This is a genomic window from Bradyrhizobium sp. TM239, from assembly GCF_036247985.1.
GTDB classification, from domain to species: Bacteria; Pseudomonadota; Alphaproteobacteria; order Rhizobiales; family Xanthobacteraceae; genus Bradyrhizobium; species Bradyrhizobium ottawaense.
In genome coordinates this window covers 595695-620973 of record NZ_BTIR01000001.1, presented here as the reverse complement: position 1 = coordinate 620973, position 25279 = coordinate 595695, and the positions used below count along the sequence as shown (strand labels likewise).

Here is a 25279-nt window from a genome sequence, read left to right as displayed (position 1 = left end):
TCTCCGCTCATCCTGCCGGCCGGCTGCCGGACTGATCCTTCGCCTGCGCGTCCAGCCTGCGCTGAAGCCGCCAGCTGCGAAAGCCCCAGCTCCGCCAGGCCAGATCCTGGCGTTGCTGTTCTATAAGGCGGTCGCGTCGGGACACAAGACAGCTCTCGGGATTACCGGGCCTGAGCATAATCGCCCTGTCGATGGCGGGGAGTGCCTGCGGTCCGAGCGTCAGGAGATAGTTGATGTCGATCTGCACGCCGATGCCCGATGCTTCCCGGCTGTGGGTGACATTGTAGTCGGCAATGAAGGCGTCGAAGTTCACGAGCGAGCAACCATAGAGCACGATCGCGAGCGCGATCAGATTGGCACCAATCAGCCAGCGGTTGGACCGGTTGAGCGCGATGCGGGCCACGATCAAGATCAGCCCCAGCGCGACCAGTCCCATCCAGATGAAGGCCGCGATCCGCCAGTAAGTCAGCATGTAGATGTCGACGTAAAGGTCGAGGCGGAGGATGGAGGAGGCGACGAGAAGCACGTTCTGCCCGACCCAGAGATAGACCAGCGGCCGGATCACCTTCGATTTTTCGGCCGGTCCGCCCGGACGCATCGCGGCCAGCACGAAGGCGGCGGCGAGCAGCGCGGTCGCGATCAGCGGATAGGCGCCGCGATGCGCGTAGCCCGCATAGGTCAGATTGTCGGGCAGCGCCATATGGCCCCAGAGATAGATGCCGTCGAGAATGGACTGCGCCGCGAACAGCAGGTTGAACAGGATCAGCGAGCGCAGGATGGTGGAGGGACCAAGAAATTCCGCCGAGGCCAGCGGCGGGAGCGGCGGCGGCACAGGTCCGTCCGCGACGGCGATGGTGACGATCGTCTTGCGCCGCCAGCGCACATGGATGAACGGCCAGACCAGCGCCAGCATCAAGGCCCAGAACAGCACGCGCGGGATGCTGACATATTGGAGGATGAGCTTCGGATTGAGCAGGGACACCCATTGCTCGATCACCGGATTGGCCGCGGCGAACAGCGCGACGAAGACCGTGCTGAGTGCTGCAGGGAGCAGCCAGCGCGCGACGCCGCGGGTCAGCGCCGAGGCGTTGAACGCCTGGGGCGCATCGAGGAAGAACCTGAAGGGGCCGAGCAGGAGGAAGTTGCGGAGCGCGCGGACGCGGTCGGCGAGCCCGGTCGCTTCCGCATTGGTCACGAGCAGCAACGCAATCGCCAGCGATGCGATGAGGATCAGGAACGACAGCGTGTTGAGTTCCTCGACGGCTGGCACCAGACCGGCGACGAGAATGGCCGAGCCGATCAGGGCGCGGCGCAAGTCCAGGGCCGCATGATTGAACAGCGCCGACACGCCGGCGAGTGCGATCGCAAAGAGCGTCAGCGACAGCCCGATTCGCTGGCCGTAGAACAGCCAGTCGGCGAGTGCGGCCAGCACCAGTGCGAGACCGACCTTGGCCGGGATCGAGGAATGACCGATCGGCTTGATTTCCTCTACGATCGTCGAAGCCAGGCTTGTCATATCCGAAAAGACCTTTCGTGATGGTGGCATCACGAAGTCTGAACGGTGCTTGTGCAGAAGCCGGGATCATCGTCTGCACGGTTTCAGGAGTCTTTTGCAGTTTTCGTGCAGGCGCGCGTTTGCCTCTCGCCCGGCGCAAATCGCTTTGATAGGTGCGAAGCATTCGCCACTCCCAGCGCGTGATGCATCATGCAATTCCTCCGTATCGGTCTCATTCTGCTCTGGCTTGCCGCGCCTGTCGTCGCATTCGCGGCCGCGAACAAGAACGATCCCTATCTGGTCGCGCTCCGCGGCGCCGGAAACATCGCGCTTGTCGTCGCAAGCATCATGATCGTCCTCCTGGTGCTGCGCAGAGGGCGGTGGCGTACGATCGCGGGCAAGCTGCTGGTCACACTCTGGTGCCTGACGCCGGTCCTGATGTCCGCGGCGCATCTGAAGTTCGAGCTGCGCAAGCACGACGTTCTCGGCGCAAGTGCCGCCGAGGCGCGGCAGCTTGGGCCTCATTTCATGGTCGGCTATTCCTCGTTTTCCGAGGTCGCACGGCTGGCCGAGCAGGGATTGATCGGCGGCGTCTATGTGACCCGGCACAACATTCGGGGCCGGAGCGTCGAGGCCCTGCGGACCGAGATCGCGGCGCTTCAGGACAAGCGGCGCGCGGCGGGCCTGCCGCCGCTGGTCGTTGCCGCCGACCAGGAAGGCGGCATCGTCGGGCATCTGGCGCCGCCGCTGACCAAGGTGCCGGCGCTGGCGACGCTCGCCGGTCTTGCTCCCGACGAGCAGCAAGCCAAGGCTGAAGAGTTCGGTCGTATCCACGGGCGAGAGCTTGCGGGCCTCGGTGTCAACCTCAATCTCGCGCCGGTGCTCGACCTCAAGCCGCCGGCGCGGCGCAACCGCCTCGATTTCCACACGCTGATCGGCCAGCGCGCAATCGCAACCGATCCGGCCGTCGTCGGCACGATCGCGAGCGCCTATGTGCGCGGGCTGGAAGAATCCGGCGTCGGTGCCACGCTCAAACACTTTCCGGGCATCGGCCGCGTCCGCACCGACACGCATCATTTCAGCGCCAATCTCGACGCGCCGGTCGCGGAATTGGAAGCAACCGACTGGCTTCCGTTCCGCGAGGTACTGTCGCATTCGCGCAGCGCACTGATGGTCGGCCATGTCACGCTGACCGCGGTCGATCCCGACCGCGCCGCCTCGCACTCCAAGCGCGTCGTCGACGGCATCATCCGTGACAAATGGGGCTATCAGGGCGTGGTGATGACCGACGACCTCGTGATGGGTGCGATCTACCAGAACGATGTCTGCAAGGCCGTGGTCGAGGCGATCAATGCCGGCGTCGACCTGCTGCTGGTCGCCTATGACGGCGCGCAGTTCTACCGCGTCTTCGTCTGCGCTCTGGACGGCTTGCGGCAGGGCAGGCTCGATGCGGCGATGCTGCGCGCAAGCGCTACGCGGCTGGAAAGAGGATTTCCGATCGAGCAGGCGCGCGCGGGCCCGGGCGCGGTCAGCCTCGCCCGTCAGGACTAGCTTCACATGCTGACGGTAGTCCGGTTCGCGCCCCGCGCGACGGCGCGAGGCGGTTTCATTTGGTGTGTCTGCGCGCGCCAGGCGCTTGTTATTCGGCCTGCTCCAGTGCGGCAGGCATCTTCGCAACCGACATCAGCGATCGCGCGACCTGATTGAGCAGGAGATCGGCGTTTTCCTCTTCGGCGAGGGATTTGGAGAGCAGGGCGACCACCGCGCTATGCCGGAGCTGCTGCGCCAGGTTGCGGGCGGTGGTGTAGCCGGACATCTCGTAATGTTCGACGCGTTGAGCCGCAGAAATCAGTGCGAGATCGGCGGCTGCGTCTTCCTTGTCTTCGCCTTCCTTCATGACCTCCTGGCCTTCCTCGATGAGGCCCATCATGCCCTTGCAAGGCTTGGCGCGCGCGTTCTCGCCGAGCAGCTCGAAGCATTCGTTGATGCGCTCGATCTGATTCTCGGTCTCGGCCAGATGCTGCTCGAACAATTCCCGCAGCTGGTCGAAGCGGGCGGCCTGCGCCATCTTGGGAAGCGCCTTGGTCAACTGCTTCTCGGCGTGGAGAATGTCGCGCAGTTCATGGAGCAGGAGATCGGTCAGGCCGGACTCGTCGACGAGCGGTGAGCTCTCCGTGACGATCGGCGTGCCGGCGCCGGGATCGGTGGACTGCAACGCCGGCGATTCCGTGAACACCCAGTCCTCACCCTCGTTCCAGGGACCGCGGGTGTCGATTTCGCCGTGGTCACCGCTGCCGGTGGAGTCGTTGAAGTACTGGTTCACGAGGCCCGGCGTCGGCGCGATCCTGCCGACACTGAAGGCCGGCTTCGACAGGCTTTCGAGCGCTCGCGCGAACGCCTTCATATGAGTGATCTCCCGCGTCATCAGGAACTGGAGCGCGTCCTTGCTGCCGGAGTCGTCGCAGAAATTGATCAGCCGTTCATAGACGATCTTGGCGCGCGCCTCGGCGGCGATGTTGCTGCGGAGATCGACGTCGAGCTCGCCGGTGATCTTGAGATAGTCGGCGGTCCAGGGATTGCCTTGCGAATTGAACAGGTTGACTCCGCCGCCGCCGGCGATCGCAATCAGCGGATCGGCCTCCGCCGCCTGGCGGTCATTCTTCGAAGGCGCAAGATGCATCCGCGCGAGACAACCGACGACTTCGAGATGGCTGAGCTCTTCGGTGCCGATATCCATCAACAGATCCTTGCGGTCGGGGTCCTCGCAATTCAGACCTTGAATCGAATATTGCATCGCGGCCGCGAGTTCCCCGTTGGCGCCGCCGAACTGCTCGAGCAGCATATTGCCGAAGCGGGGATCGGGTTCGTCGACACGCACGGTGAACATCAGTTTTTTGACGTGGTGATACATGGGAAGGCTCGCGCTCTGAGGGAAACTATGCGCGTCAACCGACCCTCGGAATGTTCGTTCCTAGCTCTCGCCGAGATTCAGAGCTGGTGATGGAGCGCGTCTACGCGTTGGTTGGTGCCGGCGAGATCTCTGCGATCCCGCTGCTGCGCGCCTCTACTTTGCACGCGCGATCAGTCCGTCAATCATCGCACGCACGAGGCCTGCGATTTCCTTGCGCAGCGCCGGCAGCGGCACGGCGACCAGCTTCTGCTCCAACCCCAGCGCCACCATGCCATGCACCGCCGAGAACAGGCTGCGTGCGGTGATGCCGAGCTCCTCCGGGCCGCGCCTTGGAAACAGCGCGGCCAGCGGCTGGTAGATGTGGCGGAACAGCTGCATCTGGTCCTCGACGTACCAGTCGGGAACGACCTTGTCGGCCTCCATCCGGTGCTCGAACAGCGCGCGCCAGAGCTGGAGGTTCTCCGCCGCGAAATCGCAATAAGCGATGGCGATCCGGACCAGCGTTTCCTGCGGCGAGGGGGGGGCCGCACGTTCCGCCGCGCTCAGCGTCTCGTCGAGCCGGTGCAGCGTGCGCGAGCCCACACGCAGGATCAGCTCGTCCATATCGGCCACGAGATTATAGACCGCACCATTGGCGCAGCCGATCTCACGGGCGAGATTGCGGGTTTTCAGCCCCGGCAATCCACGGTCCGCGATCATCCGTTCCGCCGCCAGGATCAGGGCGACCCGAAGTTTCTCTCGGCGTTCCAAGGCCTTAGACATACGTTGGCCAAATTCTTGAGCATCGCTCAAATTTTTCTTGAACAATGTTCACGGTTGCTGCTACAAAGGTCTGTGAGCAACGCTCATAACAGGGAGCAACAGATGTTCAAGACCGTCGTGACACTTTTCCGCGGCAGCGTGGCCGCCGCGGGCGAAGAGCTGGAGGACCGGACGGCCCTCCTCATCCTCGACCAGCAGATGCGCGATGCGGCCGCGGCTGTCGAGCGCAGCAAGCGGACGCTGGCGCTGGCGATCGCGCAGGATCAGCAGGAAGGCCGCAAGCTCGAGGCGACCGTCGCCCGCATTGCCGATCTCGAGACGCGCGCGGTTGCGGCGCTCGACGGCGGCCGCGAGGATCTCGCCAGGGATGCTGCCGAAGCCATCGCAGGCCTGGAGGCCGACCGCGATGCGGCGATGACGGCTCGCGCCTTGTTCGCGACCGAGATCTCCCGGCTGAAGCGGCACGTCGCAACCGCGCAGGCCCGCATCACCGAGCTCGATCGCGGCCGCCGCGTCGCCCGAGCCTCGGAGGCGGTGCGCTCGCTCCGTCGCAGCGGCATCGAGGCGGCACGCCCTTACGAATCCACGCTGCCGGAGGCGGAGAGCACCCTGCGGCGCCTGCGCGAGCGGCAGATGGAAGCGCAGGCCGCGGATGATGCGCTGGTCGAGCTCGATGCGGCCACGGGGCCTCTCGCCACCGCCGAGAGATTAGCCGAACAGGGTTTTGGTCCACGGCTGAAGACGACTGCGGACGACGTGCTGGTCCGGTTGAAGTCCAAGCGCGCGCCGACCGCCTGATCCCCATCCCATCATCGTTGGAACCAACAGGAGACCATCATGAACCAGAACGGCCAACCCCATAGCAGCGCCTGGGTGACCTTCACTTACGCGTCCTTCGCCGCCTCCGCATTTCTCGTCGCCATCGGCATCTTCTTCCTGCCGATCGACCTCTGGATGAAGGGCTATCTCACCATGGGCATCGTCATGCTGATCCAGACCTGCATCACCCTGACCAAGACCGTGCGCGACAATCACGAGAGCAGCCGGCTGGTGAACCGCATCGAGGATGCCAAGGCCGAACGGCTGCTGATGGAGGTTTCCAAGGCGGCTTGAAAAGGCCGCGTGACTGGAGAGCGCGTGAGCGGCGGATGCCCAGACATCCGCCGCTCATGTGATTGTCGAGGTCTGGGCAGCCGTTTCGGATTGTGATTTCGACGCAGGTGCGATAAGCCTCGCCCGCATTATGGCGGAGACGAGCTTTGTCCAAACAATCCCTGCGCGAGGAAGCCGAGCGCCTGATCCGCGAATCGATGGAAAAGAAATCCCTCGTCGTCAAGCAGGGCGATACCCGAATCGAGGCGGTCTGTGGCAAGTGCGGTGCCCCGAATCGGGTGCAGGCCCCGAAGGGCCAGACCCGCGTCAAGTTCGCTTGCAAGAATTGCGGGCACCAGCAAGAGACGCTGTAAGGCGTGATCGCACTTTCTCCCACAAGGGAGAAGGGAGCACAGGTCACTCTCCCTCCACGAACCTCGTGAACGCATCCGCGTAATCCGGGTGCCAGCGCGACAGCGGCGGCCGGTTCTCGACGATGTCGCCGGCGGCCCACTGCATGCGCTTCTCGTCGAGTGCGCGCGGCACGTCGTTGTCGGGGCACAGGATGTAGAAATCGCCCACCTCCAGCCGCATCAGCATGAAATCCACCGTCTGCTCCGGCGTCCAGGCGCCGGCCGGCTTCTCGGTGCGTCCCTTCGCGGTGAGGCCCGTGAAGACGAAGCCCGGGATCAGCAAATGTGCCGTGACGCGACAGTCTCTCGTGTTGCGCAGCTCATGCTGGAGCGCTTCGGTAAACGCCTTCACGCCGGCCTTGGAGACATTGTAGGCGGGATCGCCCGGCGGCGTGGTGATGCCCTGCTTCGAGCCGGTGTTGATGATGAGGCCGCATCTGCCGCGCGCGATCATGTTGGGCGCGAAGATGCGCGAGCCGTTGATGATGCCCCACATGTTGACGGCGATGATGCGCTGCCAATTGTCGGGTTCGCCGAACAATGTGCTGCCCGGCTGGATGCCGGCATTGTTCATGAGCAGGTCCGTTCCGCCGAAATGCGCGGCCACGGCGTGTTCCAGTTCCGTCACGCTCTCCGGTCTGCTGACATCGACGGCGAAGGTCATCACGTCAGCGGCCGAAGTGACGGATGACAGTTTTGTTGCAGCGTCCGCCAGCCGTTCCCGGTCCACGTCCGCGATGCACACTTTCATGCCGGCGCGCGCGAAGGCCGCGGCGGCGGCAAATCCGATTCCAGACGCGCCACCTGTGATCACGGCGACATTGTCTTTGACGATGGCTGGATGCGGCATGGATCATCTCCGGGGAGGACTCTCGATCGAGCTATAACATGGCGGCAGTCCGACCCTGCACAAGTTGGCATGGGAGGTCTTCGTTCGACGCTGCCTTTACGCCTATCGGGCGCGGCTGTATCCTTCGCTCTAACGATCCCGCCCAGATCGAACCAATCAATCACCTGACAGGGAGTGCAGCCATGGCTGTGTCGCAGGCTATTCCGATCACGCGCCATCCGTTCGCGAATGGGTCCTACAAGCAGATGCTGATCGACGGGAAGTGGGTCGATGCAGCCTCAGGCAAGCGCTTCGAGACTCATAACCCTGCCACCGGCGAATTGCTCGCAACCGTCGCCGAGGGCGACAAGGAAGACATCGATCGTGCGGTTGCTGCGGCCCGCCGCGCCTTCGAAGGATCCTGGAGCAAAGTGAAACCGTTCGAGCGGCAGAATCTGCTGCTCAAGCTCGCCGATCTCGTCGAGAAGAATTTCGACGAATTGTCGCAGCTCGATACCCTCGACATGGGTGCGCCTCTCAGCCGCACCCGCGCCTATCGCCTGCGCGCCGTCGGCATGCTGCGTTATTACGCCGGCCAGACCACGGCGATCCACGGCGAGACCATCGAGAACTCGCTGCCCGGCGAGATCTTCTCCTACACGTTGAAGGAGCCGATCGGCGTCGTCGGCGCCATCATTCCCTGGAACGGCCCGCTCACCGCGACGATCTGGAAGATCGGCCCGGCGATCGCGACCGGCTGCACCGTGGTGCTCAAGCCCGCCGAAGAGGCGCCGCTGACCTCGCTGCGCATTGCCGAGCTGGCGATGGAAGCGGGCATCCCGCCCGGCGTCATCAACGTCGTGCCCGGCTATGGCGAGACCGCGGGCGCGGCGCTCGCTTCGCATCATGACGTCGACAAGGTCGCCTTCACCGGTTCGCACGTTACGGGCCAGTCGATCATTCGCGCTTCGGCCGGCAATTTGAAGCGTGTTTCGCTCGAGCTCGGCGGCAAGTCGCCGGACATCGTGTTTGCGGATGCCGATCTCGATGCCGCCGTGCCCGGCGCGGCGATGGCGGTGTTCGCCAATTCGGGGCAGATCTGCAGCGCTGGCACGCGCCTGTTCGTCGAGCAGTCGATCTACGAGGAGTTCGTCGGCCGCGTCGCCGAGTTCGGCAAGAAGCTGCAGGTCGGCAACGGCCTCGATCCCAACGTGCAGATCGGCCCGCTGGTGTCCGAGCAGCAGCTCGAACGCGTCACCGGCTATCTCGACATCGGCCAGAAGGAAGGCGCGCGCGCGCTCGCCGGCGGCGGCCGCGTCACCGAGGGCGCGCTGTCGAAGGGTTTCTTCGTCTCGCCGACCGTGTTCGCGGGCGTCCAGGACAACATGCGCATCGCGCAGGAGGAGATCTTTGGCCCCGTCATCTCCGCGATCGCGTTCAAGGACATGGACGAGCTGGTCAAGCGTGCCAATAACACCACCTTCGGCCTCGGCTCGGGCCTGTGGACGCGCGACGTCAGCAAGGCGCATGCGGTTGCGAAGAGCCTGCGCGCCGGCTCGGTCTGGGTGAACTGCTACCAGGCCATGGATCCGGCTGTGCCCTTCGGCGGCTACAAGATGAGCGGCTATGGCCGCGAGTCCGGCAAGCAGCATGTCGAGGAATATCTCAACGTGAAGTCCGTCTGGATCAAGACGGCCTAGCACTTGTTCTCTCCTGCCTTCCGCGGGAGGGAATATCTGCTTTTGTGGGGGCGGCGCCTTTTCCGGGTGCCGCCCCTCGCTATATGATCCGCATCCTTCCAAAGAAACTCGGGGTCAGCATGAAATTCGAGGCGTTGTTTAGACCGTTGCAGGTCGGTCCGTACAAGCTTGCGCATCGCGTCGCGATGGCACCGCTGACACGCATGCGGGCCGAGCGCGAGAGCTTTTCACCGCGCCCGCTCAACGCCGAATATTACGGCCAGCGTGCGACGCCGGGCGGCCTGCTCATCGCCGAGGCCTCGCCGGTGCTCTCGCACGGCCGCGGCAATCCGGCGACGCCCGGCATCTATTCGGAGGCGCAGATCGCCGGCTGGCGCAAGGTGGTCGATGCCGTGCACGCCAAGGGCGGCATCATCTTCCTCCAGCTCTGGCATGTCGGCCGCGTCTCGCATTCCTCCTTCCACGGCGGCGAGCTGCCGGTTTCGGCCTCGGCGATCCCGATCAAGGCGGAAGGCATGAAGGCGATGACGGCCGACGGCAAGATCTCGGACTATGAGACGCCGCGCGCGCTGGAGACCGATGAGGTCAAGGGCATCGTCGAGGCGTTCCGGCAGGGCGCGAAGAACGCGCTCGCGGCCGGTTTCGACGGCGTCGAGATCCACGGTGCCAACGGCTATCTGCTCGAGCAATTCCTGCAGTCGCGCAGCAATCAGCGCACCGATCAATATGGCGGTTCGATCGAGAACCGTGCCCGGCTGCTGCTCGAGGTCACGCAGGCCGCGATCGACGTCTGGGGGGCCAACCGCGTCGCCGTGCGGCTGTCGCCGCATGGCATCGCCAATGATTCCGGCGAGCCTGATCCGATGCCGCTCTACACCCACGTGGTGAAGGCACTCGACAAGCTCGGCCTCGCCTATCTGCACTTCATCGAGCCGCGATCGAGCGGCTCGGGTCGCGCCGAGGTCAACTGGCAGAACGTGCCGTCCGCGATGCTGCTGTTCCGCCCGCTCTACAGCGGCGTGCTGATGACCGCCGGCGGCTTTACCGGCGAGACCGCGAATGCGGCGATCGCCGACGGCCATGCCGACATCATCGCCTTCGGCCGCATCTTCATCTCGAACCCCGATCTGCCGCGGCGGCTGGAGCATGACTACCCGATCACGCCGTACAACCGCGCGACGTTCTACGGCGGCGAGGAGAAGGGGTATACGGACTATCCTGTCTATGACGAGCTGACGCCGGCGTGACGCTGCCGTAGCCCGGATGGAGCGCAGCGAAATCCGGGTTCTCACCCCGTCGATAGACTTCCCCGGATTGCGCTTCGCTCCATCCGGGCTACGGGGCTACATTGTCGCTGCGCTCGCAATGACAATGGGGAGAGAAGATGGCCAAAGCCGCAGCCGCCGCAGGTATCGCCACCGGCCAATGCCTCTGCGGCAAGGTCACCTTCGAGATCGATGTCCCCGCGCGCTGGGCCTGGCACGATCACTCCGCCGCCAGCCGCCGCGCCCATGGCGCAGCCTACGCGACCTATGTCGGCAGCTGGAAGAAACGGTTTCGCATCATTTCAGGCAAGACGGCGCTCACCCGCTACGAGGACAAGGCCACCAAGACCTCGCGCAGCTTCTGCTCGCATTGCGGCACGCCGATTGCCTATGAACGTCCGCGCGGTCCGCACATGGTCAACATCCCGCGTGCGCTCTTCAAGGAGCCCACCGGCCGCCAGCCGCTCTATCACCTCGCGATCGAGGAGCTGCAGGAATGGGCCTATACCGGCGAGCCGCTGGTGCCGCTGAAGGGTTTTCCCGGCGTGGTCTGGCAGCGGTCGAAAAAGAAGAAGCGGGCAGGCGGCGAGGACCCGTTCGAGCTGGGGCGGGAGGAGATGTAGCTCCGCTCGTGCCCCGGACGCGGTGCGGCACGGAGTGCAGCGCCGCCGAGCCGGGGCCCATGCGTCCGCGAATTCCGCGCCAATTCTGGGTCCCGGCTCTGCGCCGCAACGCTTCGCGCTGCGTCGCGTCCGGGACACGAGAGCGGGGCTTCCACGCAACGCAGCCATGAGCACGCTTCCTTGCGCGCCTCCCGCGACTTCGGTCATCATGCCGCCGTCCTTGCGGCAACGTCCGCTCCTGGAGGAAACATGAAGAACAAGATCACCGGCCGCTCCGCCTTTCTCGCGCTGCTCAAGGACGAGGGCATCACGCATCTGTTCGGCAATCCCGGCACCACCGAGCTGCCGATCATGCATGCGCTGAAGGACCATCCCGACCTCACCTATGTGATGGCGATGCAGGAGAGCCTGGTGGTGGCGATCGCCGACGGCTATAGCCGCGCCTCCGGAAAACTCGTCGCCTGCAACGTTCATGTTGCGCCCGGCCTCGGCAACGCGATGGGCTCGCTCTACAACGCCCAGTTCACGGGCACGCCGATGATCCTCACCGCCGGCCAGCAGGAGCAGGGGCACGGCCTGATGGAGCCGGTGCTGTATGGCCCGCTGGTGCGGATGGCCGAACCGCTGGTGAAATGGGCAGTGGAGGTGACGCGGCTGGAGGATTTGCCGCGCATCGTGCGCCGCGCCGCCAAGATTGCGACGACGCCGCCGACCGGTCCGGTGTTCATCTCGCTGCCCGGCGACATCCTGAACAGCGAAGCGGGGATCGATCTCGGCCGCTCCACCCGCATCGATGCGCGCGTCAAGCCGTCGGACGAAGCGCTGAAGGCGTTTGCAGCTCGGCTGCTGAAGGCCGAGCGCCCCGTCATCGTCACCATGGACGAGGTGGTCAAAAGCGATGCGCTGAAGGAGGCTGCCGAACTTGCCGAGCTGCTCGGTGCGGCGGCCTTTCAATCCTCGACGCCCTATGGCTCGCACTTCCTCTCGGAGAGCCCGAGCTTTGTCGGCACGCTGGCACGCGTGCAGAAGGTCGCGCGCGATACGCTCGCGCCGTACGATCTCTTGATCGCACTCGGCGGCGATCCCTTGCGGATGTCCGTTTATAGCGAGGTCGATGCGCTGCCTGACGGACTCGGCATCGTGCAGATCGGCCTTGTCGATTGGGAGATCGCCAAGAATTACGGCGCCGAGATCGCGCTGAAGGCGGATCTGAAGGAAACGCTGCGTGCGCTGATTCCCGTCCTGAGGGAGATGGGTGGTGCGGCACTTGCGAGCCGGGCGAAGCAACGTCTCGCCGAGCTGGTGCCGAAGAACTGGACCGCGCGGCGTGCCGCGCTGGTCGAGCAGATCGGCAAGAGCGCGGGACGTGCGCCGATCGATCCGGATTTTCTGGTGCTGCAGATGGTCGAGGCCATGCCGGATAACGCCATTCTCGTTGACGAGGGCCTCACCTCCAGCCGTCAAGTGACGGCGCTGCGACCGCATCGCGATCGCTACGGCTATCACGGCCTTGCCTCAGGCGGCATCGGCTGGGGCCTGCCGGCCTCGGTCGGCGCCAGCATCGCCAATCCGGATCGCCCCGTCGTGTGCTTCTCGGGCGACGGCAGTGCGATGTATTCGATCCAGTCGCTATGGACCGCGGCGCATCACAAGCTGCCGCTCAACGTCGTCATCGCCAACAATGGCGGCTACCGCATCATCAAGCAGCGCCTGCTCGCCTTCCATGGCGATGACAATTACGTGGGCATGGATTTTGTCGATCCGCCCGTGGATTTCGCCGGCGTCGCCAAGGCGTTGGGGTGCGAAGCCATCAAGGTCAGCGATCCCAGGGAGCTGAAGGCGACGCTGGCGTCGGCGTTCAATCGGCCGGGGACGAAGTTGATCGAGGTGATGGTGGACGGGAAGGTGTAGCCCCGCTGTCGTCCCGGCGAACGCCGGGACCCATACCGCGTGATCTATCGATCGCGGCTGCTCCCAATCCCGAACGACCAATCTTCGCCAAAACTACTCCCTGGGGTTATGGGTCCCGGCGTTCGCCGGAACGACACGGCGTGTGTGGTGCTACCCCTTCTTCCCCACCCGATACCCCGCCGCCGGATGCGGCGCATCCAGCCTTGCGCGGCCGTCGCCGAACAGTTTTTCGCGCAGCGTGCCCTTTGCGTATTCCGACTTGTAACGTCCCCGCCGCGTCAGCTCCGGCACCAGCATGTCGGCGATATCCTCGAAGTCGCCGGGCGAGACCGCAAAGGCGACGTTGAGGCCGTCGACGTCGGTCTTCTCGAACCAGTCCTCGATCTTGTCCGCGACCATCTCCGGCGTGCCGACCACGACAGGGCCGGCGCCGCCGATGCCGACATGCTCGATGACGTCGCGCACGGTCCAGACGCGGTCCGGATCGCCCCGGGTGACGTTGTCGAGCGCGCTGCGGCCGGCATCGTTCTGGACGTGACGGACCTGCTGGTCGAGCTGGTAGCCGGAGAAGTCGATGCCGGTCCATCCCGACATCAGCGCCAGCGCGCCTTCCGGATTGATATGCGACCGGTAGTCGGCATATTTCGCCGCAGCTTCTGCTTCCGTGTTGCCGAGGATGATCGTCATCATGTTGAACATCAGGATCTCCGCCGGGTTGCGGCCGAGTGCGGCGGCCTCCTGGCGGATCGCCGACACGCGCGGCGCAATGATCTTGGCCGACGGTCCCGACATGAACACGCATTCGGCGTGCTTGGCCGCGAACTGCCGGCCGCGCGGCGAGGTGCCGGCCTGGTACAGCACGGGCGTGCGCTGCGGCGAAGGCTCGCTGAGATGAATGGTGTTGTTGATGCGGTAGTTCGCGCTCTCGTGGTTGACGCGGTGAACCTTGCTGGGATCGGTGAAGATGCCACGCTTGCGGTCGCGCAGCACGGCGTCGTCCTCCCAGCTTCCTTCCCAGAGCTTGTAGACGACCTCCATATATTCGTCGGCGATGTCGTAGCGGTCGTCGTGCCCGGTCTGCTTGTCCTTGCCGGCGCCGCGCGCGGCGCTGTCGAGATAGCCGGTGACGACGTTCCAGCCGATCCGCCCTTCGGTGAGGTGATCGAGCGTCGACATCCGCCGCGCGAACGGATAGGGCGGTTCAAAGGACAGATTGCTGGTGACGCCGAAGCCGAGGTCTTTCGTCACCGCGGCCATCGCCGAGAGCAGCAGCAGCGGCTCGTTTGACGGCGTCTGCGCCGCGTTGCGCAAGGCCGCGTCGGGGCTATTGCCGTAGACGTCGTAGACCCCGAGCACGTCGGCGAGGAACAGTCCGTCGAAACGGCCGCGCTCCAGCGTTTTGGCGAGATCGATCCAGTAGGGCAGGCGGTTATACTCGGCGGTGCGGTCGCGCGGATGGGTCCACAGGCCCGGTGACTGATGTGCGACGCAATTCATCGCAAAGGCGTTGAGCCTGATCTGCTTGGCCATGATCGTTCCCCGGCGCTCTATACCGAGCGCTCTTCGAATGGTAGATGTGCGCCCGAACTTGGCGAAGTTCTTGCATATAACCTGCGCTTGGCAAGGCCAAAATCAGTGGGCTGCCGCCCTTGGCAAGCCAATCTCAAGAGAGCAAGAACGAAATCCCAAGAGAAGACCAAGACCTGTCCAAGTCCCCGCCACTTTCGAAGGCCAACCCGTGTCGGGTAGAGTCCTTCGTCTCAAAGCTTCGAAAAGCAAGTCATGACCAGAGCCGACGCCATCGCCCGCGCCCGTGAGGATTTCACATCCGGTGCGTTCCTTGCTGAACTCGACCGCCGCGTCGCCTTCAAGACCGAAAGCCAGAATCCGTCGCGCGGCACCGAGCTGCGCGCTTATCTGGAACAGGAGATGCAGCCGGCGTTTGCCGCGCTGGATTTTACCAGCCGCATCGTCGAGTCCCCCAGTGGCAAGTCGCCGTTCCTGTTCGCCGAGCATCACGAAAGCGCCTCAGCGCCGACCGTGCTGATCTACGGCCATGGCGACGTCGTCGACGGCATGGAGGGCGAGTGGCGCGAGGGCCGCGATCCCTGGCGCACCACGGTTGCGGGCACGCGGCTCTATGGCCGCGGCACCGCCGACAACAAGGGCCAGCACAGCATCAACATGGCGGCACTCCGCGCGGTGCGCGACGCCCGTGGCGGCAAGCTCGGCTTCAACGCCAAGTTCATCGTCGAGATGGGCGAGGAGATCGGCTCGCCCGATCTGGGCAAGGTCTGCGACCTCAATCGCGACGCGCTCAAGGCCGACCTGTTCATGGCGTCCGACGGGCCCCGTTTGTCCGCCGACCGTCCGACCCTGTTCCTGGGATGCCGCGGCGGCATCCGCATTCATTTGGATGTGAACCTGCGCGACGGCGGCCACCATTCCGGCAATTGGGGCGGCGTGCTCGCCAACCCCGCGACCATCCTGGTGAATGCGATCTCGACGCTGGTCGACGGCCGCGGCCGCCTCCAGCTCGATGCGCTGAAGCCGCCGCGCCTTACCAACCAGATCCGCAGCTATCTCGCCGACGTACAGGTGGTCCCTACCGAGGACGAGCCGCCGCTTGCCGAGAACTGGGGCGAGGAGGGGCTGTCGGCCGCCGAGCGGCTTTACGCCTGGAACACGCTGGAAGTGTTGGCGATGTCATCGGGCAATATCGAGAAGCCTGCCAACGCCATTCCGGGCCATGCCAACGCCGTGCTGCAACTGCGTTTCGTGGTCGGCACCGAGGTCGGCGGCCTGATCGAGGCGATCCGCGCGCATCTTGTCCAGAAGGGCTTTCCGATGGTCGAGGTGCGGGCGGCGCAGAGCTTTGCCGCGTCGCGAACCGATTTCGACAGCCCCTGGATCAAATGGGCGGCGGATTCGGTGAAAGAGACCACCGGCAAGCCGCCGGCGGTGCTGCCGAACTTCGGCGGCTCGCTGCCCAACGACGTATTCTCCGAGATCCTGGGTCTGCCGACGATCTGGGTCCCACACTCTTATCCCGGCTGCTCCCAGCATGCGCCCAATGAGCACATCCTGCTGCCATTGACTGAAGAGGCCTTGACGGTGATGGCCGGGCTGTTCTGGGATCTCGGGGAATTACCCAAGCCGCTGACCTGAGCCCATTAACCTGAGCCGCAATCCAGCCGAAAGTCACATTCTAATCCGGCCCAATCTGTGCTTGCATCCGGGCCGCATCATCCTGAAAGGGGACCAAAAAAGTGAAACATTTCCGTAGCATCGGGCTCGCGCTCGCCGCGACCTTCGCCGTCAGCCAGGCCGGGGCCCAGGAGCTGACAGGCACGCTGAAGAACATCAAGGACACCGGCGCCATCACGCTGGGCTTCCGCGACTCCTCAATCCCGTTCTCCTATCTCGACGACAATCAGAAGCCGGTCGGGTTCGCGATGGACATCTGCTACAAGATCGTCGATGCCGTGAAGAAGGAGCTCAAGCTCGACAAGCTCGAGGTCAAGCTCAACCCGGTGACGTCGGCGACCCGCATCCCGCTGATGGCCAACGGCACCATCGATCTCGAATGCGGCTCGACCACCAACAATGCCGAGCGCCAGAAGCAGGTTGCCTTCACCAACACCCACTTCCTGACCGCCAGCCGCTACGTCTTCAAGAAGTCGAGCGGCCTGAAGTCGATCGACGACCTCAAGGGCAAGACCGTGGTCTCGACCGCGGGAACCACCAACATCAAGCAGCTCACCGAGGCCAACGTCGCCAAAAGCCTCGGCGCCAACATCATCCCCGCCAAGGACCACGCCGAAGCCTTCCTGATGGTCGAGACCGACCGCGCGGTCGCCTTCGTCATGGACGACATCCTGCTCGCGAGCCTCGTCGCCGGCTCGAAGTCGCCGGATGACTATGCCGTCTCCAAGGACGCGTTCTCCAAGCCCGAGCCCTACGGCATCATGCTGCGCAAGGACGACGCTGCCTTCAAGAAGGTGGTCGATGCGGCGACCGCTGCGCTCTATACGTCCGGCGAGGCCCAGAAGATCTACGACAAGTGGTTCACGGCCAAGATCCCGCCGAAGGGCCTCAACCTCAACACGCCGATCTCGGCCGAGCTGAAGAACGAGTTCGCGAAGCCTTCGGACTCGCCGAACCCGGACGACTATAAGTAAGATAACCTCGATCTTTCGATCGGGATCATGTCCGGCCACTCTTGACACAGGGGTGGCCGGACATTTGCATAGGCGGCCAGGATATCTCTGACTGGCGCGTTCGCGCGGGGGACACGTGAACTATAACTGGAACTGGGGAATCTTCTTCCAGCCGAACCCGATGGGGACGGGCACCTATCTCGACATGCTGCTGTCGGGCCTGGTGCTGACCCTGAAGACCGCGGCGTTGGCCTGGGTCATCGCGCTGATCACCGGCTCGCTCGTCGGCGTCATGCGCACGCTGCCGTCGAAAGGCGCCTACTGGTTCGGCTTCGCTTACGTCGAATTCTTCCGCAACATGCCGCTGCTGGTGCAGCTGTTCCTGTGGTTCTTCGTGCTGCCGGAATTGCTGCCAAAAGCCGCCGGCACCTGGCTGAAACAGCTGCCGAACGCACCGTTCTGGACGGCGGCGATCGGCGTCGGCTTCTTCATGTCGGCGCGCGTGGCCGTGCAGCTGCAGGCCGGCATCGGCTCACTGCCGCGCGGGCAGAAGATGGCCGCAACCGCGCTCGGCCTGACCACTGCGCAGGGCTATCGCTACGTGCTGCTGCCGATGGCGTTCCGCATCATCCTGCCGCCGCTGACGTCCGAATTCCTCAACACCATCAAGAACACGGCGGTGGCGATCACCATCGGCCTGCTCGAGCTGACCGGACAGGCGCGCTCGATGCAGGAATTCTCGTTCCAGGTGTTCGAGGCCTTCACCGCCGCGACCATCCTCTATCTTCTCGTCAACGCCGTCGTCGTGACCGCGATGCGCTTCCTCGAACGCTGGGTCGCGATCCCCGGCTACATCACGGGGAAATAAGCGATGTTCGGCAATCTCGATTTCGACGTCATCCGCCGCGCGCTGCCTTATCTGTTCTACGAGGGCATGTCGTTCACACTGACGCTGACGGGCCTTGCAGCCCTCGGTGGCCTCGTCTTCGGCACGGCGCTCGCCCTGATGCGCCTGTCCGGCTACAAGACCCTCGGACGTATCGCCGGTCTCTATGTCGACTTCATGCGCTCGCTGCCGCTGGTGCTTGTCATCTTCTGGTTCTACTTCCTGGTGCCCTATATCGGGCAATGGCTGACCGGCGCCTCGCGCCCCATCAGCGTCGGCGCGTTCGCATCCTCGCTCATCACCTTCATCATGTTCGAGGCGGCGTACTTCTCCGAGATCATGCGCGCCGGCATCCAGTCCATCTCGCGCGGCCAGCCGGCCGCGGCGAGCGCGCTGGGGCTGACCTACGCCCAGACCATGCGCTACGTCGTGTTGCCGCAAGCCTTCCGCAACATGCTGCCGGTCCTGATCACGCAGACCATCGTGCTGTTCCAGGACACCTCGCTGGTCTACGTCCTGTCGATCACGGACTTCCTGGGAGCGGCGAGCAAGGTCGCGCAGCGCGACGGGCGCCTCGTCGAAATGTACCTGTTCGCAGCCGTCGTCTACTTCACCATCTCCTGTATCGCGTCCTTCGGCGTTCGCCGCCTCCAGGCGCGCATCGCCATCATTCGCTAGGGCTCCTCGCTCATGATCGAAATCAGCCACGTCAACAAATGGTACACGCCGAGCTTCCAGGTGCTGACCGATTGCACCACCAGCGTCACCAAGGGCGAGGTCGTGGTGGTCTGCGGCCCCTCCGGCTCGGGCAAGTCGACCCTGATCAAATGCGTCAATGCGCTGGAGCCGTTCCAGAGCGGCGACATCAGCGTCGACGGCACCAAGGTCAACGACCCCAAGACCAATCTGCCCAAGCTGCGCTCGCGCGTCGGCATGGTGTTCCAGCACTTCGAGCTGTTTCCTCACCTGAAGATCATCGACAATCTCTGCCTCGCGCAGGAGAAGGTGCTGAACCGGTCGCGCGACAAGGCGATGGCGAAAGGCATGCAGCTGCTGGAGCGCGTCGGCCTCAAGGAACAGGCGCAAAAGTTTCCCGCGAACCTGTCCGGCGGCCAGCAGCAGCGCGTTGCGATCGCCCGTGCGCTCGCCATGGATCCGATCGTCATGCTGTTCGACGAGCCGACCTCGGCGCTCGACCCGGAAATGGTCAGCGAGGTGCTTGACGTCATGGTCGACCTCGCTCATGAGGGCATGACCATGATGGTCGTGACCCACGAGATGGGCTTTGCGCGCAAGGTCGCCAACCGCGTCATCTTCATGGACCGCGGCGAGATCGTCGAGGACGCGGCGAAGGAAGACTTCTTCGGCAAGCCGCGCAGCGACCGCGCGCAGAAGTTCTTGTCGAAGATTTTGTCGCACTAACCACCGCTGTCATTCCGGGATGCGCCGAAGGCGCAGGCCCGGAATCCATCGAGCGGCAACGCCCGGGGTGGAATGGATTCCGGGCTCATTCGCTGCGCGAATGCCCCGGAATGACGAAACGTGGGGGTGCTTGCTCCCCCCAACTGGCGTATAAGCGCGCCAAATCCTCATTCCTGCCAGGAGACCTGCCTTGGACCCGATCGCCTACGTCAACGGCTCATTCGTCCCGCTCTCGGATGCCAAAATCTCGGTCCTCGATCGCGGTTTTCTGTTCGCCGACGGCATCTATGAGGTCTCGGCCGTGCTCGACGGCAAGCTGGTCGACAACGCCTCGCATCTGGCGCGGCTGGAGCGCTCGGTCGGCGAGATCAAGCTGAAGCTGCCGGAGACGGTCGAGCGCATCACCGAGCTGCAGAAGGAGCTGATCGCGCGCAACAAAGTTGCGAACGGCCTCGTCTATCTCCAGGTGACGCGCGGCGCCGACAAGGGCCGTGACTTCGCCTTCCCCAAGGGTGACGTCAAGTCGAGCCTGGTGATGTTCACCTCGGAAAAGGACATCATCAACGCCGCCTCCGCAAAGACCGGCATCAATGTCATCACGGTGCCGGATATCCGCTGGGAGCGGCGCGACATCAAGAGCGTGGCCCTGCTGGCGCAGGTCTTGGCAAAGCAGGCGGCGGCCGAAGCCGGCGCCGGCGAAGCCTGGATGCTGGAAGACGGATACGTCACCGAGGGCGGCTCCTCCTCGGCGTTCATCCTGACCAAGGACGACGTCATCGTGACCCGCAAGAACTCCAACGCGATCCTGCCGGGCTGCACCCGCAAGGCCGTGGTGGCGCTCGCCGAAGAACGTCAGCTCCGCGTCGAGGAGCGCTCGTTCACGGTCGCCGAGGCGCTCGCCGCGAAGGAAGCTTTCGCGACGTCGGCCTCATTGTTCGTCCAGCCGGTGGTTGCGATCGACGGCAAGAAGATCGGCGACGGCAAGCCCGGGCCGATGGCCACGCGCCTGCGCGAGATCTATGTGGAGTTCGCCAAGGCGACGGCGGTCTGAGCGGCATACGCTCAACTGTCGTAGGGTGGGCAAAGGCGCACTTGCGCCGTGCCCACGTCTTTCTCGCGTGTCGAAAGAACGGTGGGCACGCTTCGCTTTGCCCACCCTACGGGATCTGCGCCTAGGCGCGCGCCGCCCCGTCACGCCGCCGACGCCTTCACCTTCACTGGATGAACCGCGCGGAATGCGATCGCGATCCTGTTCCAGGCGTTGATGGCGCCGATCAGCATGGTCAGGTTAACCGTCTCTTCCTCGGAGAACTGCGCGCGGATCTGCTCGTAGACGTCATCGGGCGCGTGCGTCTGCGCGATCAGCGTGACCGATTCCGTCCAGGCCAGCGCGGCGCGTTCGCGATCGGTGTAGAGCGGGGATTCGCGCCAGGCATCGAGCAGGTAGATGCGCTGCTCGGTCTCGCCGCGCTTGCGCGCGTCCTCGGTGTGCATGTTGATGCAAAAGGCGCAGCCGTTGATCTGTGACGCCCGGATCTTGACGAGCTCGATCAGCGATTTCTCGAGCCCAGTGGACTGGATCTGCGTCTCCAGCGCCATCAGCGCCTTCATCGTGTCGGGCGCGGCCTGGTAGAAATTCATCCGGGGTTTCATGGTCGTTCTCCTTGCTTGCTGGTTGAGTCAGTGGGCACCACCGGCCGAGGTCTGGCCGGGCTTCTTCAGGAAGAGGACCGCGGCGAGCGCGACGATCAGCGCCATGCCGAGCAGATAAAACGTGTCGCTGAAGGCGAAGATATAGGCCTGCTTCTGCACGGTATGGCCAATCGCGACATAGGCGCGATGCGCCGCATCCGCACGGTCGAGGACGCCGTGATTGACGAAATATTGCGTGAGCTGTTCCAGCCGTGTGCGGGTGGCCTGCTCGAGCACCGAGACGGACTGCATCAGCACGTTGGAGTGATACTGCTCGCGCTTGGTCAGCACGGTCTGGAGCAGTGCGATTCCGACAGCGCCGCCGAGATTGCGCATCATGTTGAACAGGCCCGAGGCCGAGCCCGCGTTCTCCGGCTCGATGCCTGATGTGGCGACCGCCGACAGCGGCGCCATGACCAGCGCCTGGCCGATGGCGCGGACGACGTTGGGCCACAGCAGTTGGTCGGCGGCGTAATCGTTGGTCATATAGATGTTCATGAAGTTGGAAGCCGCGAACAGCACGAAGCCGATGCCGATGATGATCCGCGCATCGAACTTTTGCATCAGGCGCGGCACCAGCGGAATCAGCAGGAGTTGCGGCAATCCGGTCCATGCCAGCACCATGCCGATCTGCTCGGAATTGTAGCCCTGAATCCGCGACAGATATTGCGGCAGGATGAAGACCGAGCCGTACAGCGCGATGCCGAGCAGGAAATTTGCGAGCATGCCGAAGCCGAAATTGCGGCGGACGAGCAGGCGCAGGTTGAGCAGCGGCTTCTTCACCGTGAGCTCGATGATCAGGAAGGCAGTCAGCGCGACGGCCGCGATCACTGATAGCCTGACGATGAAAGGTGAGCCGAACCAGTCGTCCTTGTTGCCTTCCTCCAGCACGGTCTGGAGCGCCGATAGCCCGATCGCCATGGTGATGATGCCGGCCCAGTCGCCCTCGCGCAGCAGCGCCAGCTTCATCGGCTTGGCGTCGAGCGCGTACCAGAGCATGCCGACCATCACCGCGCCGGGGATGAGGTTGACGTAGAAGATGTATTCCCAACCGAAATTCTCGGTGAGATAGCCGCCGATGGTCGGGCCGATCGCGGGTGCGAACGTCGCCGACAGCGCGAACAGCGCAAGGCCGACCGGCTGTTTTGCGCGCGGCAGGAGCGTGATGATCAGCGTGAACGCCATCGGAATCAGCACGCCGCCGGTAAATCCCTGCACGGCGCGCAGCACGATCATCTGCGGCAGATCCTGCGCAAGTGCGCAGGCCGCCGAGAGCACCAGGAACAGGACCGCGTTGGTCAGAAGATAGATCCGGATCGAGAACACCTGCGCCAGCCAGCCGGAGAGCGGGATCACCACGATTTCCGCGATCAGATAGGAGGTCGAGATCCAGCCGCCGTCGTCGATGCCGGCGCCGATCGCGCCCTGGATGTCGGCGAGCGAGGCGTTGACGATCTGGATGTTCAGCACTGCCATGAAGGCGCCGAGCGTGGCGCCGATCACGGCGACCCAGGTCTTTGCGGATACCGCCGGCGTGGCGGGAGCTGCGGGGGCGGCCAGATTGGTGGCGGCGTCGACGGTCGGTTGCAGCGTGCTCATGGAAGCCTCGTCTCGGGTACGGAGACAGGATGCATTCGGCGAATGGTTTCGATCATCGATGAAGCTGTGGAAGGATCATTCGGCAGGATCTGATAATCCGCCGAGGCCTTCCGGCTTCAGCCGCCGTTGGGGCGGGACGTGTTGTCGGCGAGGCGCTTCGCCGTCTCGCGCTCGGCCAGCACCGCCTGCTTGGTATCGACCGTCGGCACCGCCGACATGCCGGGGCGCAGCAGGCCGGTGAGGCTGTGGTCGTCGAGCACGATCTTCACCGGGACCCGCTGCACGATCTTGGTGAAATTGCCGGTGGCGTTGTCGGGCGGCAGCAGCGCGAATTCGAGTCCGCTTGCCGGCGACAGGCTGTCGACATGGCCGTGCAGGGTTCGATTGCGAAAACTGTCGACGTGCAACTCGACCGGCTGACCCGGCCGCACATGCGTGAGCTGGGTCTCCTTGAAGTTGGCGACCACATAGACCGCATCGAGCGGCACCACCGCCATCAATTGCGTGCCGGCTTGCACGTACTGGCCGACGCGCAGCGAGCGGGCGCCGACGGTGCCGTCGACCGGCGCGGTAATCTCGGTATAGGACAGGTTCAGCGCCGCCTGCTGCGCGACCGCGCGGGCCCGTTCGAGCTGGGCCGCCGCCTGGGCGCGCTGGGTGGTGAGCACATCGATCTTGCGCTGAGCGGCCAGAAGGCCGGATTTCGCGTGCTGCAATTGCGCGCTGCTCGCGCGTAGCGCCGCGTCGGTCTGCTGCGCGCGCTGGATCGTGCCGGAGCCGGTCTTCATGAGGTCGTCGTAGCGGGAGCGCTCTTCCTGCGCGAATTTCAGGTTGGCATCCGCTGCAGTGACATCAGCCGTGCTCTGCTCGATGATCGGCTGTTGCAGTTCAAGCTGCGCATCGATGTTGCGCACCGAGGCTTCGCCGGCGGCGATATCGGCGCGGGCCTGCTCCAGCGCCGCCTTGAAGTCGCGATCGTCGATCTTGGCCAGCGCCTGGCCGGCCTTCACCTTTTCGTTGTCACTGACCAGCACCTTGGCGATGTAGCCAGAGATTTTTGGCGCGATGATCGTGGAGTCGGCCTTCACATAGGCGTCGTCGGTTGTCTCGAGGTAGCGGCCGTTGGTCCAGTAGTCGTGTCCGTAATAGGCCGCGGCCGCCGTGCCCGCGAGCAGCGCAAGCACCAACGCCGCGCGCCGAACCATATTCCGGGGCGGGGCACTCGGCGGCGTCTTGGAATAATCGTCAGCGATTTCAGTTGCTTGCTGAAAGGTATCGGTGCGGGGCATCTCGGACATGGCGGTCTTCCTTTTCGGCTCGCCGGGAGTATCGGTCTTTCCAGTTCAAGCGATAATTGGCGAAATGCTGGAAGGATTATCCACCAGCGGCGGATAGTCCGAGGCTTCGTCTGACCCGGGTGGTGTACCGAACCAGCCCGGGGACTGCGCCAGAGCGATTGCCGTCTCTGTCGTACGATTGCTGCTAACGCGCCTGCGTCCTGCCGTACGCGAAGCTTTAGGCGGGGTGGGACCCGTATGGAGGATCTGATAGATAATCGGGGAGAATCCCCTGCGATTATCGATCAAGAGCGGACAATCACGCAGCCATGGACCGATTGACCAGCCTCGAAGTCTTCAGCCGGGTGGTAGAGACCGGCGGCTTCTCTGCAGCCGCCCGCAAGCTCAACATGTCCACAACCATGGTGAGCAATCACGTTCAGGCGCTGGAAGACCGGCTCGGAGTGAGGCTGCTTCAGCGAACCACGCGCAAGGTCAACCTCACCGAGATCGGCAAGGCCTATTACGACCGCTGCGTCCAGATCCTCGCCGACATCGAACAGGCCGACGATATCGCAAGCGAATTGCAGTCGGTGCCCCGCGGCACGCTGCGCATCCACGTCGCCACGCATATGGTGCAGTTCGTCGCGCCTGTGGTGGCAAAGCTTCTGTCGACCTATTCGGAGCTCAAGATCGATCTGCGCATGGGCGAGGCTGACGTCGATCTCATCGAGGAAGGCTACGACGTCGCCTTGCGCATGACCTCGCCGCCGGATTCAAGCCTGATCGTCCGCAGCCTCGCCACCTGGCGTCACGTGCTGTGCTGCTCGCACGATTATCTCGAGAGGCACGGTCGGGTGCAGAAGCTCGACGAGCTCGCCGCGCATAATTGTGGCCGGCACCTGAACTATCCGTTTGGCGACGAATGGCGCTTCCTCGATCGCAAAGGTGCGCCGGCCTCCGTACGCATCTCGGGCAGCTTCGTCACCAATAGTGGGGAAGCGCTGCGGAAGGTCGCACTGGAGGGGGCCGCCGTCTGTCTGATGGCGGGCTTTCTCATTCAGGACGACCTCGAAGCCGGCCGCCTCGTGCGCCTCTTGCCGGAATATCGGACGATCGAGCTGTCCATGAACGCGGTCTACCCGCATCGCCATCATCTGTCGGCGAAGGTCAGGACCTTCATCGACCTGCTCGCGCACCACAGCGCCGAGCAGCAGAAGCTGATCAATCCGTATTCGTGAG

General features: G+C 64.2%; 23 protein-coding genes. 15 read left to right on the top strand and 8 right to left on the bottom strand.

Annotation, left to right across the window (positions count from 1 at the left end; genetic code table 11):
• Window positions 1-7: 7 nt before the first annotated feature.
• Entirely contained in the window at window positions 8-1516 is a 1509-nt protein-coding gene (locus AABA84_RS03030; RefSeq protein WP_338311310.1) for a DUF4153 domain-containing protein, read from the bottom strand.
• 189 nt (window positions 1517-1705) lie between these two features.
• On the opposite strand from AABA84_RS03030, the gene AABA84_RS03025 reads away from it, so the two are divergent.
• Complete coding sequence (locus tag AABA84_RS03025) at window positions 1706-3046, top strand: glycoside hydrolase family 3 N-terminal domain-containing protein (RefSeq protein ID WP_338311309.1); 1341 nt, start codon at window positions 1706-1708, stop codon at window positions 3044-3046.
• A gap of 88 nt (window positions 3047-3134) precedes the next feature.
• Here AABA84_RS03025 and AABA84_RS03020 read toward each other — a convergent pair whose 3' ends face one another.
• Window positions 3135-4406, bottom strand: coding sequence for a DUF892 family protein (locus tag AABA84_RS03020; protein WP_338311307.1), 1272 nt, complete (start codon window positions 4404-4406; stop codon window positions 3135-3137).
• 153 nt (window positions 4407-4559) lie between these two features.
• Entirely contained in the window at window positions 4560-5168 is a 609-nt protein-coding gene (locus AABA84_RS03015) for a TetR/AcrR family transcriptional regulator (protein WP_338311305.1), read from the bottom strand.
• Window positions 5169-5270: 102 nt separating this feature from the next.
• Here AABA84_RS03015 and AABA84_RS03010 point away from each other — a divergent pair, with 102 nt between their 5' ends.
• From AABA84_RS03010 to AABA84_RS03000, 3 genes are all read left to right on the top strand, one after another.
• Entirely contained in the window at window positions 5271-5966 is a 696-nt protein-coding gene (locus AABA84_RS03010; protein ID WP_212252773.1) for a PspA/IM30 family protein, read from the top strand.
• A gap of 39 nt (window positions 5967-6005) precedes the next feature.
• On the top strand, window positions 6006-6281 hold the full coding sequence (locus tag AABA84_RS03005; protein ID WP_014491840.1) for a YiaA/YiaB family inner membrane protein: 276 nt from the start codon (window positions 6006-6008) through the stop codon (window positions 6279-6281).
• Window positions 6282-6427: 146 nt separating this feature from the next.
• On the top strand, window positions 6428-6634 hold the full coding sequence (locus tag AABA84_RS03000) for a hypothetical protein (protein ID WP_212252775.1): 207 nt from the start codon (window positions 6428-6430) through the stop codon (window positions 6632-6634).
• A gap of 43 nt (window positions 6635-6677) precedes the next feature.
• Here AABA84_RS03000 and AABA84_RS02995 read toward each other — a convergent pair whose 3' ends face one another.
• Window positions 6678-7523 (bottom strand): SDR family NAD(P)-dependent oxidoreductase, encoded by an 846-nt coding sequence (locus AABA84_RS02995; RefSeq protein ID WP_338311304.1) that lies wholly within the window; start codon window positions 7521-7523, stop codon window positions 6678-6680.
• A gap of 182 nt (window positions 7524-7705) precedes the next feature.
• On the opposite strand from AABA84_RS02995, the gene AABA84_RS02990 reads away from it, so the two are divergent.
• The 4 genes from AABA84_RS02990 (at window position 7706) to AABA84_RS02975 (ending at window position 13001) form a co-directional block, all read left to right on the top strand.
• Complete coding sequence (locus AABA84_RS02990; protein WP_338308780.1) at window positions 7706-9202, top strand: aldehyde dehydrogenase family protein; 1497 nt, start codon at window positions 7706-7708, stop codon at window positions 9200-9202.
• Window positions 9203-9321: 119 nt separating this feature from the next.
• A complete protein-coding gene (locus tag AABA84_RS02985; RefSeq protein WP_338311303.1) occupies window positions 9322-10449 on the top strand; it encodes an alkene reductase in 1128 nt (375 codons plus the stop codon).
• Window positions 10450-10586: 137 nt separating this feature from the next.
• Window positions 10587-11090 carry a GFA family protein gene (locus AABA84_RS02980; RefSeq protein WP_338311301.1) on the top strand — a complete coding sequence of 168 codons (504 nt, stop codon included), beginning with the start codon at window positions 10587-10589 and terminating at the stop codon, window positions 11088-11090.
• A gap of 249 nt (window positions 11091-11339) precedes the next feature.
• Window positions 11340-13001 carry a thiamine pyrophosphate-binding protein gene (locus AABA84_RS02975; protein ID WP_338311299.1) on the top strand — a complete coding sequence of 554 codons (1662 nt, stop codon included), beginning with the start codon at window positions 11340-11342 and terminating at the stop codon, window positions 12999-13001.
• Between the two features lie 150 nt (window positions 13002-13151).
• On the opposite strand, the gene AABA84_RS02970 is transcribed toward AABA84_RS02975, so the two are convergent.
• Window positions 13152-14531 carry an LLM class flavin-dependent oxidoreductase gene (locus tag AABA84_RS02970; protein WP_338311297.1) on the bottom strand — a complete coding sequence of 460 codons (1380 nt, stop codon included), beginning with the start codon at window positions 14529-14531 and terminating at the stop codon, window positions 13152-13154.
• Window positions 14532-14783: 252 nt separating this feature from the next.
• Here AABA84_RS02970 and AABA84_RS02965 point away from each other — a divergent pair, with 252 nt between their 5' ends.
• The 6 genes from AABA84_RS02965 to AABA84_RS02940 all read left to right on the top strand — a co-directional run bounded on the left by AABA84_RS02965 (window position 14784) and on the right by AABA84_RS02940 (window position 20520).
• A complete protein-coding gene (locus AABA84_RS02965) occupies window positions 14784-16169 on the top strand; it encodes a M20 family metallopeptidase (RefSeq protein ID WP_212252787.1) in 1386 nt (461 codons plus the stop codon).
• 101 nt (window positions 16170-16270) lie between these two features.
• Window positions 16271-17182, top strand: coding sequence for an amino acid ABC transporter substrate-binding protein (locus tag AABA84_RS02960; protein WP_028140042.1), 912 nt, complete (start codon window positions 16271-16273; stop codon window positions 17180-17182).
• A 115-nt stretch (window positions 17183-17297) separates the two neighbouring features.
• Entirely contained in the window at window positions 17298-18029 is a 732-nt protein-coding gene (locus tag AABA84_RS02955) for an amino acid ABC transporter permease (RefSeq protein WP_212252789.1), read from the top strand.
• 3 nt (window positions 18030-18032) lie between these two features.
• On the top strand, window positions 18033-18725 hold the full coding sequence (locus AABA84_RS02950) for an amino acid ABC transporter permease (RefSeq protein WP_212252791.1): 693 nt from the start codon (window positions 18033-18035) through the stop codon (window positions 18723-18725).
• A gap of 12 nt (window positions 18726-18737) precedes the next feature.
• Window positions 18738-19469: an amino acid ABC transporter ATP-binding protein gene (locus AABA84_RS02945; RefSeq protein ID WP_135166113.1), complete on the top strand. Its 732-nt coding sequence runs from the start codon at window positions 18738-18740 to the stop codon at window positions 19467-19469.
• Window positions 19470-19659: 190 nt separating this feature from the next.
• Complete coding sequence (locus tag AABA84_RS02940; RefSeq protein ID WP_338311295.1) at window positions 19660-20520, top strand: D-amino-acid transaminase; 861 nt, start codon at window positions 19660-19662, stop codon at window positions 20518-20520.
• A 140-nt stretch (window positions 20521-20660) separates the two neighbouring features.
• On the opposite strand, the gene AABA84_RS02935 is transcribed toward AABA84_RS02940, so the two are convergent.
• From AABA84_RS02935 to AABA84_RS02925, 3 genes are all read right to left on the bottom strand, one after another.
• Window positions 20661-21122 carry a carboxymuconolactone decarboxylase family protein gene (locus AABA84_RS02935; protein WP_338311293.1) on the bottom strand — a complete coding sequence of 154 codons (462 nt, stop codon included), beginning with the start codon at window positions 21120-21122 and terminating at the stop codon, window positions 20661-20663.
• 27 nt (window positions 21123-21149) lie between these two features.
• Window positions 21150-22760: an MDR family MFS transporter gene (locus AABA84_RS02930; protein ID WP_338311292.1), complete on the bottom strand. Its 1611-nt coding sequence runs from the start codon at window positions 22758-22760 to the stop codon at window positions 21150-21152.
• A 116-nt stretch (window positions 22761-22876) separates the two neighbouring features.
• Window positions 22877-24058 carry an HlyD family secretion protein gene (locus AABA84_RS02925; RefSeq protein ID WP_338311290.1) on the bottom strand — a complete coding sequence of 394 codons (1182 nt, stop codon included), beginning with the start codon at window positions 24056-24058 and terminating at the stop codon, window positions 22877-22879.
• A gap of 308 nt (window positions 24059-24366) precedes the next feature.
• Here AABA84_RS02925 and AABA84_RS02920 point away from each other — a divergent pair, with 308 nt between their 5' ends.
• Window positions 24367-25278: a LysR family transcriptional regulator gene (locus tag AABA84_RS02920; protein ID WP_212252800.1), complete on the top strand. Its 912-nt coding sequence runs from the start codon at window positions 24367-24369 to the stop codon at window positions 25276-25278.
• Window position 25279 lies beyond the last annotated feature (1 nt).

What these genes read in the sequence shown, in the direction of transcription:
- AABA84_RS02930 (WP_338311292.1), bottom strand. Translation starts at nt 22,760, where the DNA reads ATGAGCACGCTGCAACCGACCGTCGACGCCGCCACCAATCTGGCCGCC.
- AABA84_RS02985 (WP_338311303.1), top strand. Translation starts at nt 9,322, where the DNA reads ATGAAATTCGAGGCGTTGTTTAGACCGTTGCAGGTCGGTCCGTACAAG.
- AABA84_RS02965 (WP_212252787.1), top strand. Translation starts at nt 14,784, where the DNA reads ATGACCAGAGCCGACGCCATCGCCCGCGCCCGTGAGGATTTCACATCC.
- AABA84_RS02995 (WP_338311304.1), bottom strand. Translation starts at nt 7,523, where the DNA reads ATGCCGCATCCAGCCATCGTCAAAGACAATGTCGCCGTGATCACAGGT.
- AABA84_RS03030 (WP_338311310.1), bottom strand. Translation starts at nt 1,516, where the DNA reads ATGACAAGCCTGGCTTCGACGATCGTAGAGGAAATCAAGCCGATCGGT.
- AABA84_RS02975 (WP_338311299.1), top strand. Translation starts at nt 11,340, where the DNA reads ATGAAGAACAAGATCACCGGCCGCTCCGCCTTTCTCGCGCTGCTCAAG.
- AABA84_RS03025 (WP_338311309.1), top strand. Translation starts at nt 1,706, where the DNA reads ATGCAATTCCTCCGTATCGGTCTCATTCTGCTCTGGCTTGCCGCGCCT.
- AABA84_RS02950 (WP_212252791.1), top strand. Translation starts at nt 18,033, where the DNA reads ATGTTCGGCAATCTCGATTTCGACGTCATCCGCCGCGCGCTGCCTTAT.
- AABA84_RS02945 (WP_135166113.1), top strand. Translation starts at nt 18,738, where the DNA reads ATGATCGAAATCAGCCACGTCAACAAATGGTACACGCCGAGCTTCCAG.
- AABA84_RS02925 (WP_338311290.1), bottom strand. Translation starts at nt 24,058, where the DNA reads ATGTCCGAGATGCCCCGCACCGATACCTTTCAGCAAGCAACTGAAATC.
- AABA84_RS03020 (WP_338311307.1), bottom strand. Translation starts at nt 4,406, where the DNA reads ATGTATCACCACGTCAAAAAACTGATGTTCACCGTGCGTGTCGACGAA.
- AABA84_RS02935 (WP_338311293.1), bottom strand. Translation starts at nt 21,122, where the DNA reads ATGAAACCCCGGATGAATTTCTACCAGGCCGCGCCCGACACGATGAAG.
- AABA84_RS02980 (WP_338311301.1), top strand. Translation starts at nt 10,587, where the DNA reads ATGGCCAAAGCCGCAGCCGCCGCAGGTATCGCCACCGGCCAATGCCTC.
- AABA84_RS03010 (WP_212252773.1), top strand. Translation starts at nt 5,271, where the DNA reads ATGTTCAAGACCGTCGTGACACTTTTCCGCGGCAGCGTGGCCGCCGCG.
- AABA84_RS03005 (WP_014491840.1), top strand. Translation starts at nt 6,006, where the DNA reads ATGAACCAGAACGGCCAACCCCATAGCAGCGCCTGGGTGACCTTCACT.
- AABA84_RS02970 (WP_338311297.1), bottom strand. Translation starts at nt 14,531, where the DNA reads ATGGCCAAGCAGATCAGGCTCAACGCCTTTGCGATGAATTGCGTCGCA.
- AABA84_RS02920 (WP_212252800.1), top strand. Translation starts at nt 24,367, where the DNA reads ATGGACCGATTGACCAGCCTCGAAGTCTTCAGCCGGGTGGTAGAGACC.
- AABA84_RS02990 (WP_338308780.1), top strand. Translation starts at nt 7,706, where the DNA reads ATGGCTGTGTCGCAGGCTATTCCGATCACGCGCCATCCGTTCGCGAAT.
- AABA84_RS03015 (WP_338311305.1), bottom strand. Translation starts at nt 5,168, where the DNA reads ATGTCTAAGGCCTTGGAACGCCGAGAGAAACTTCGGGTCGCCCTGATC.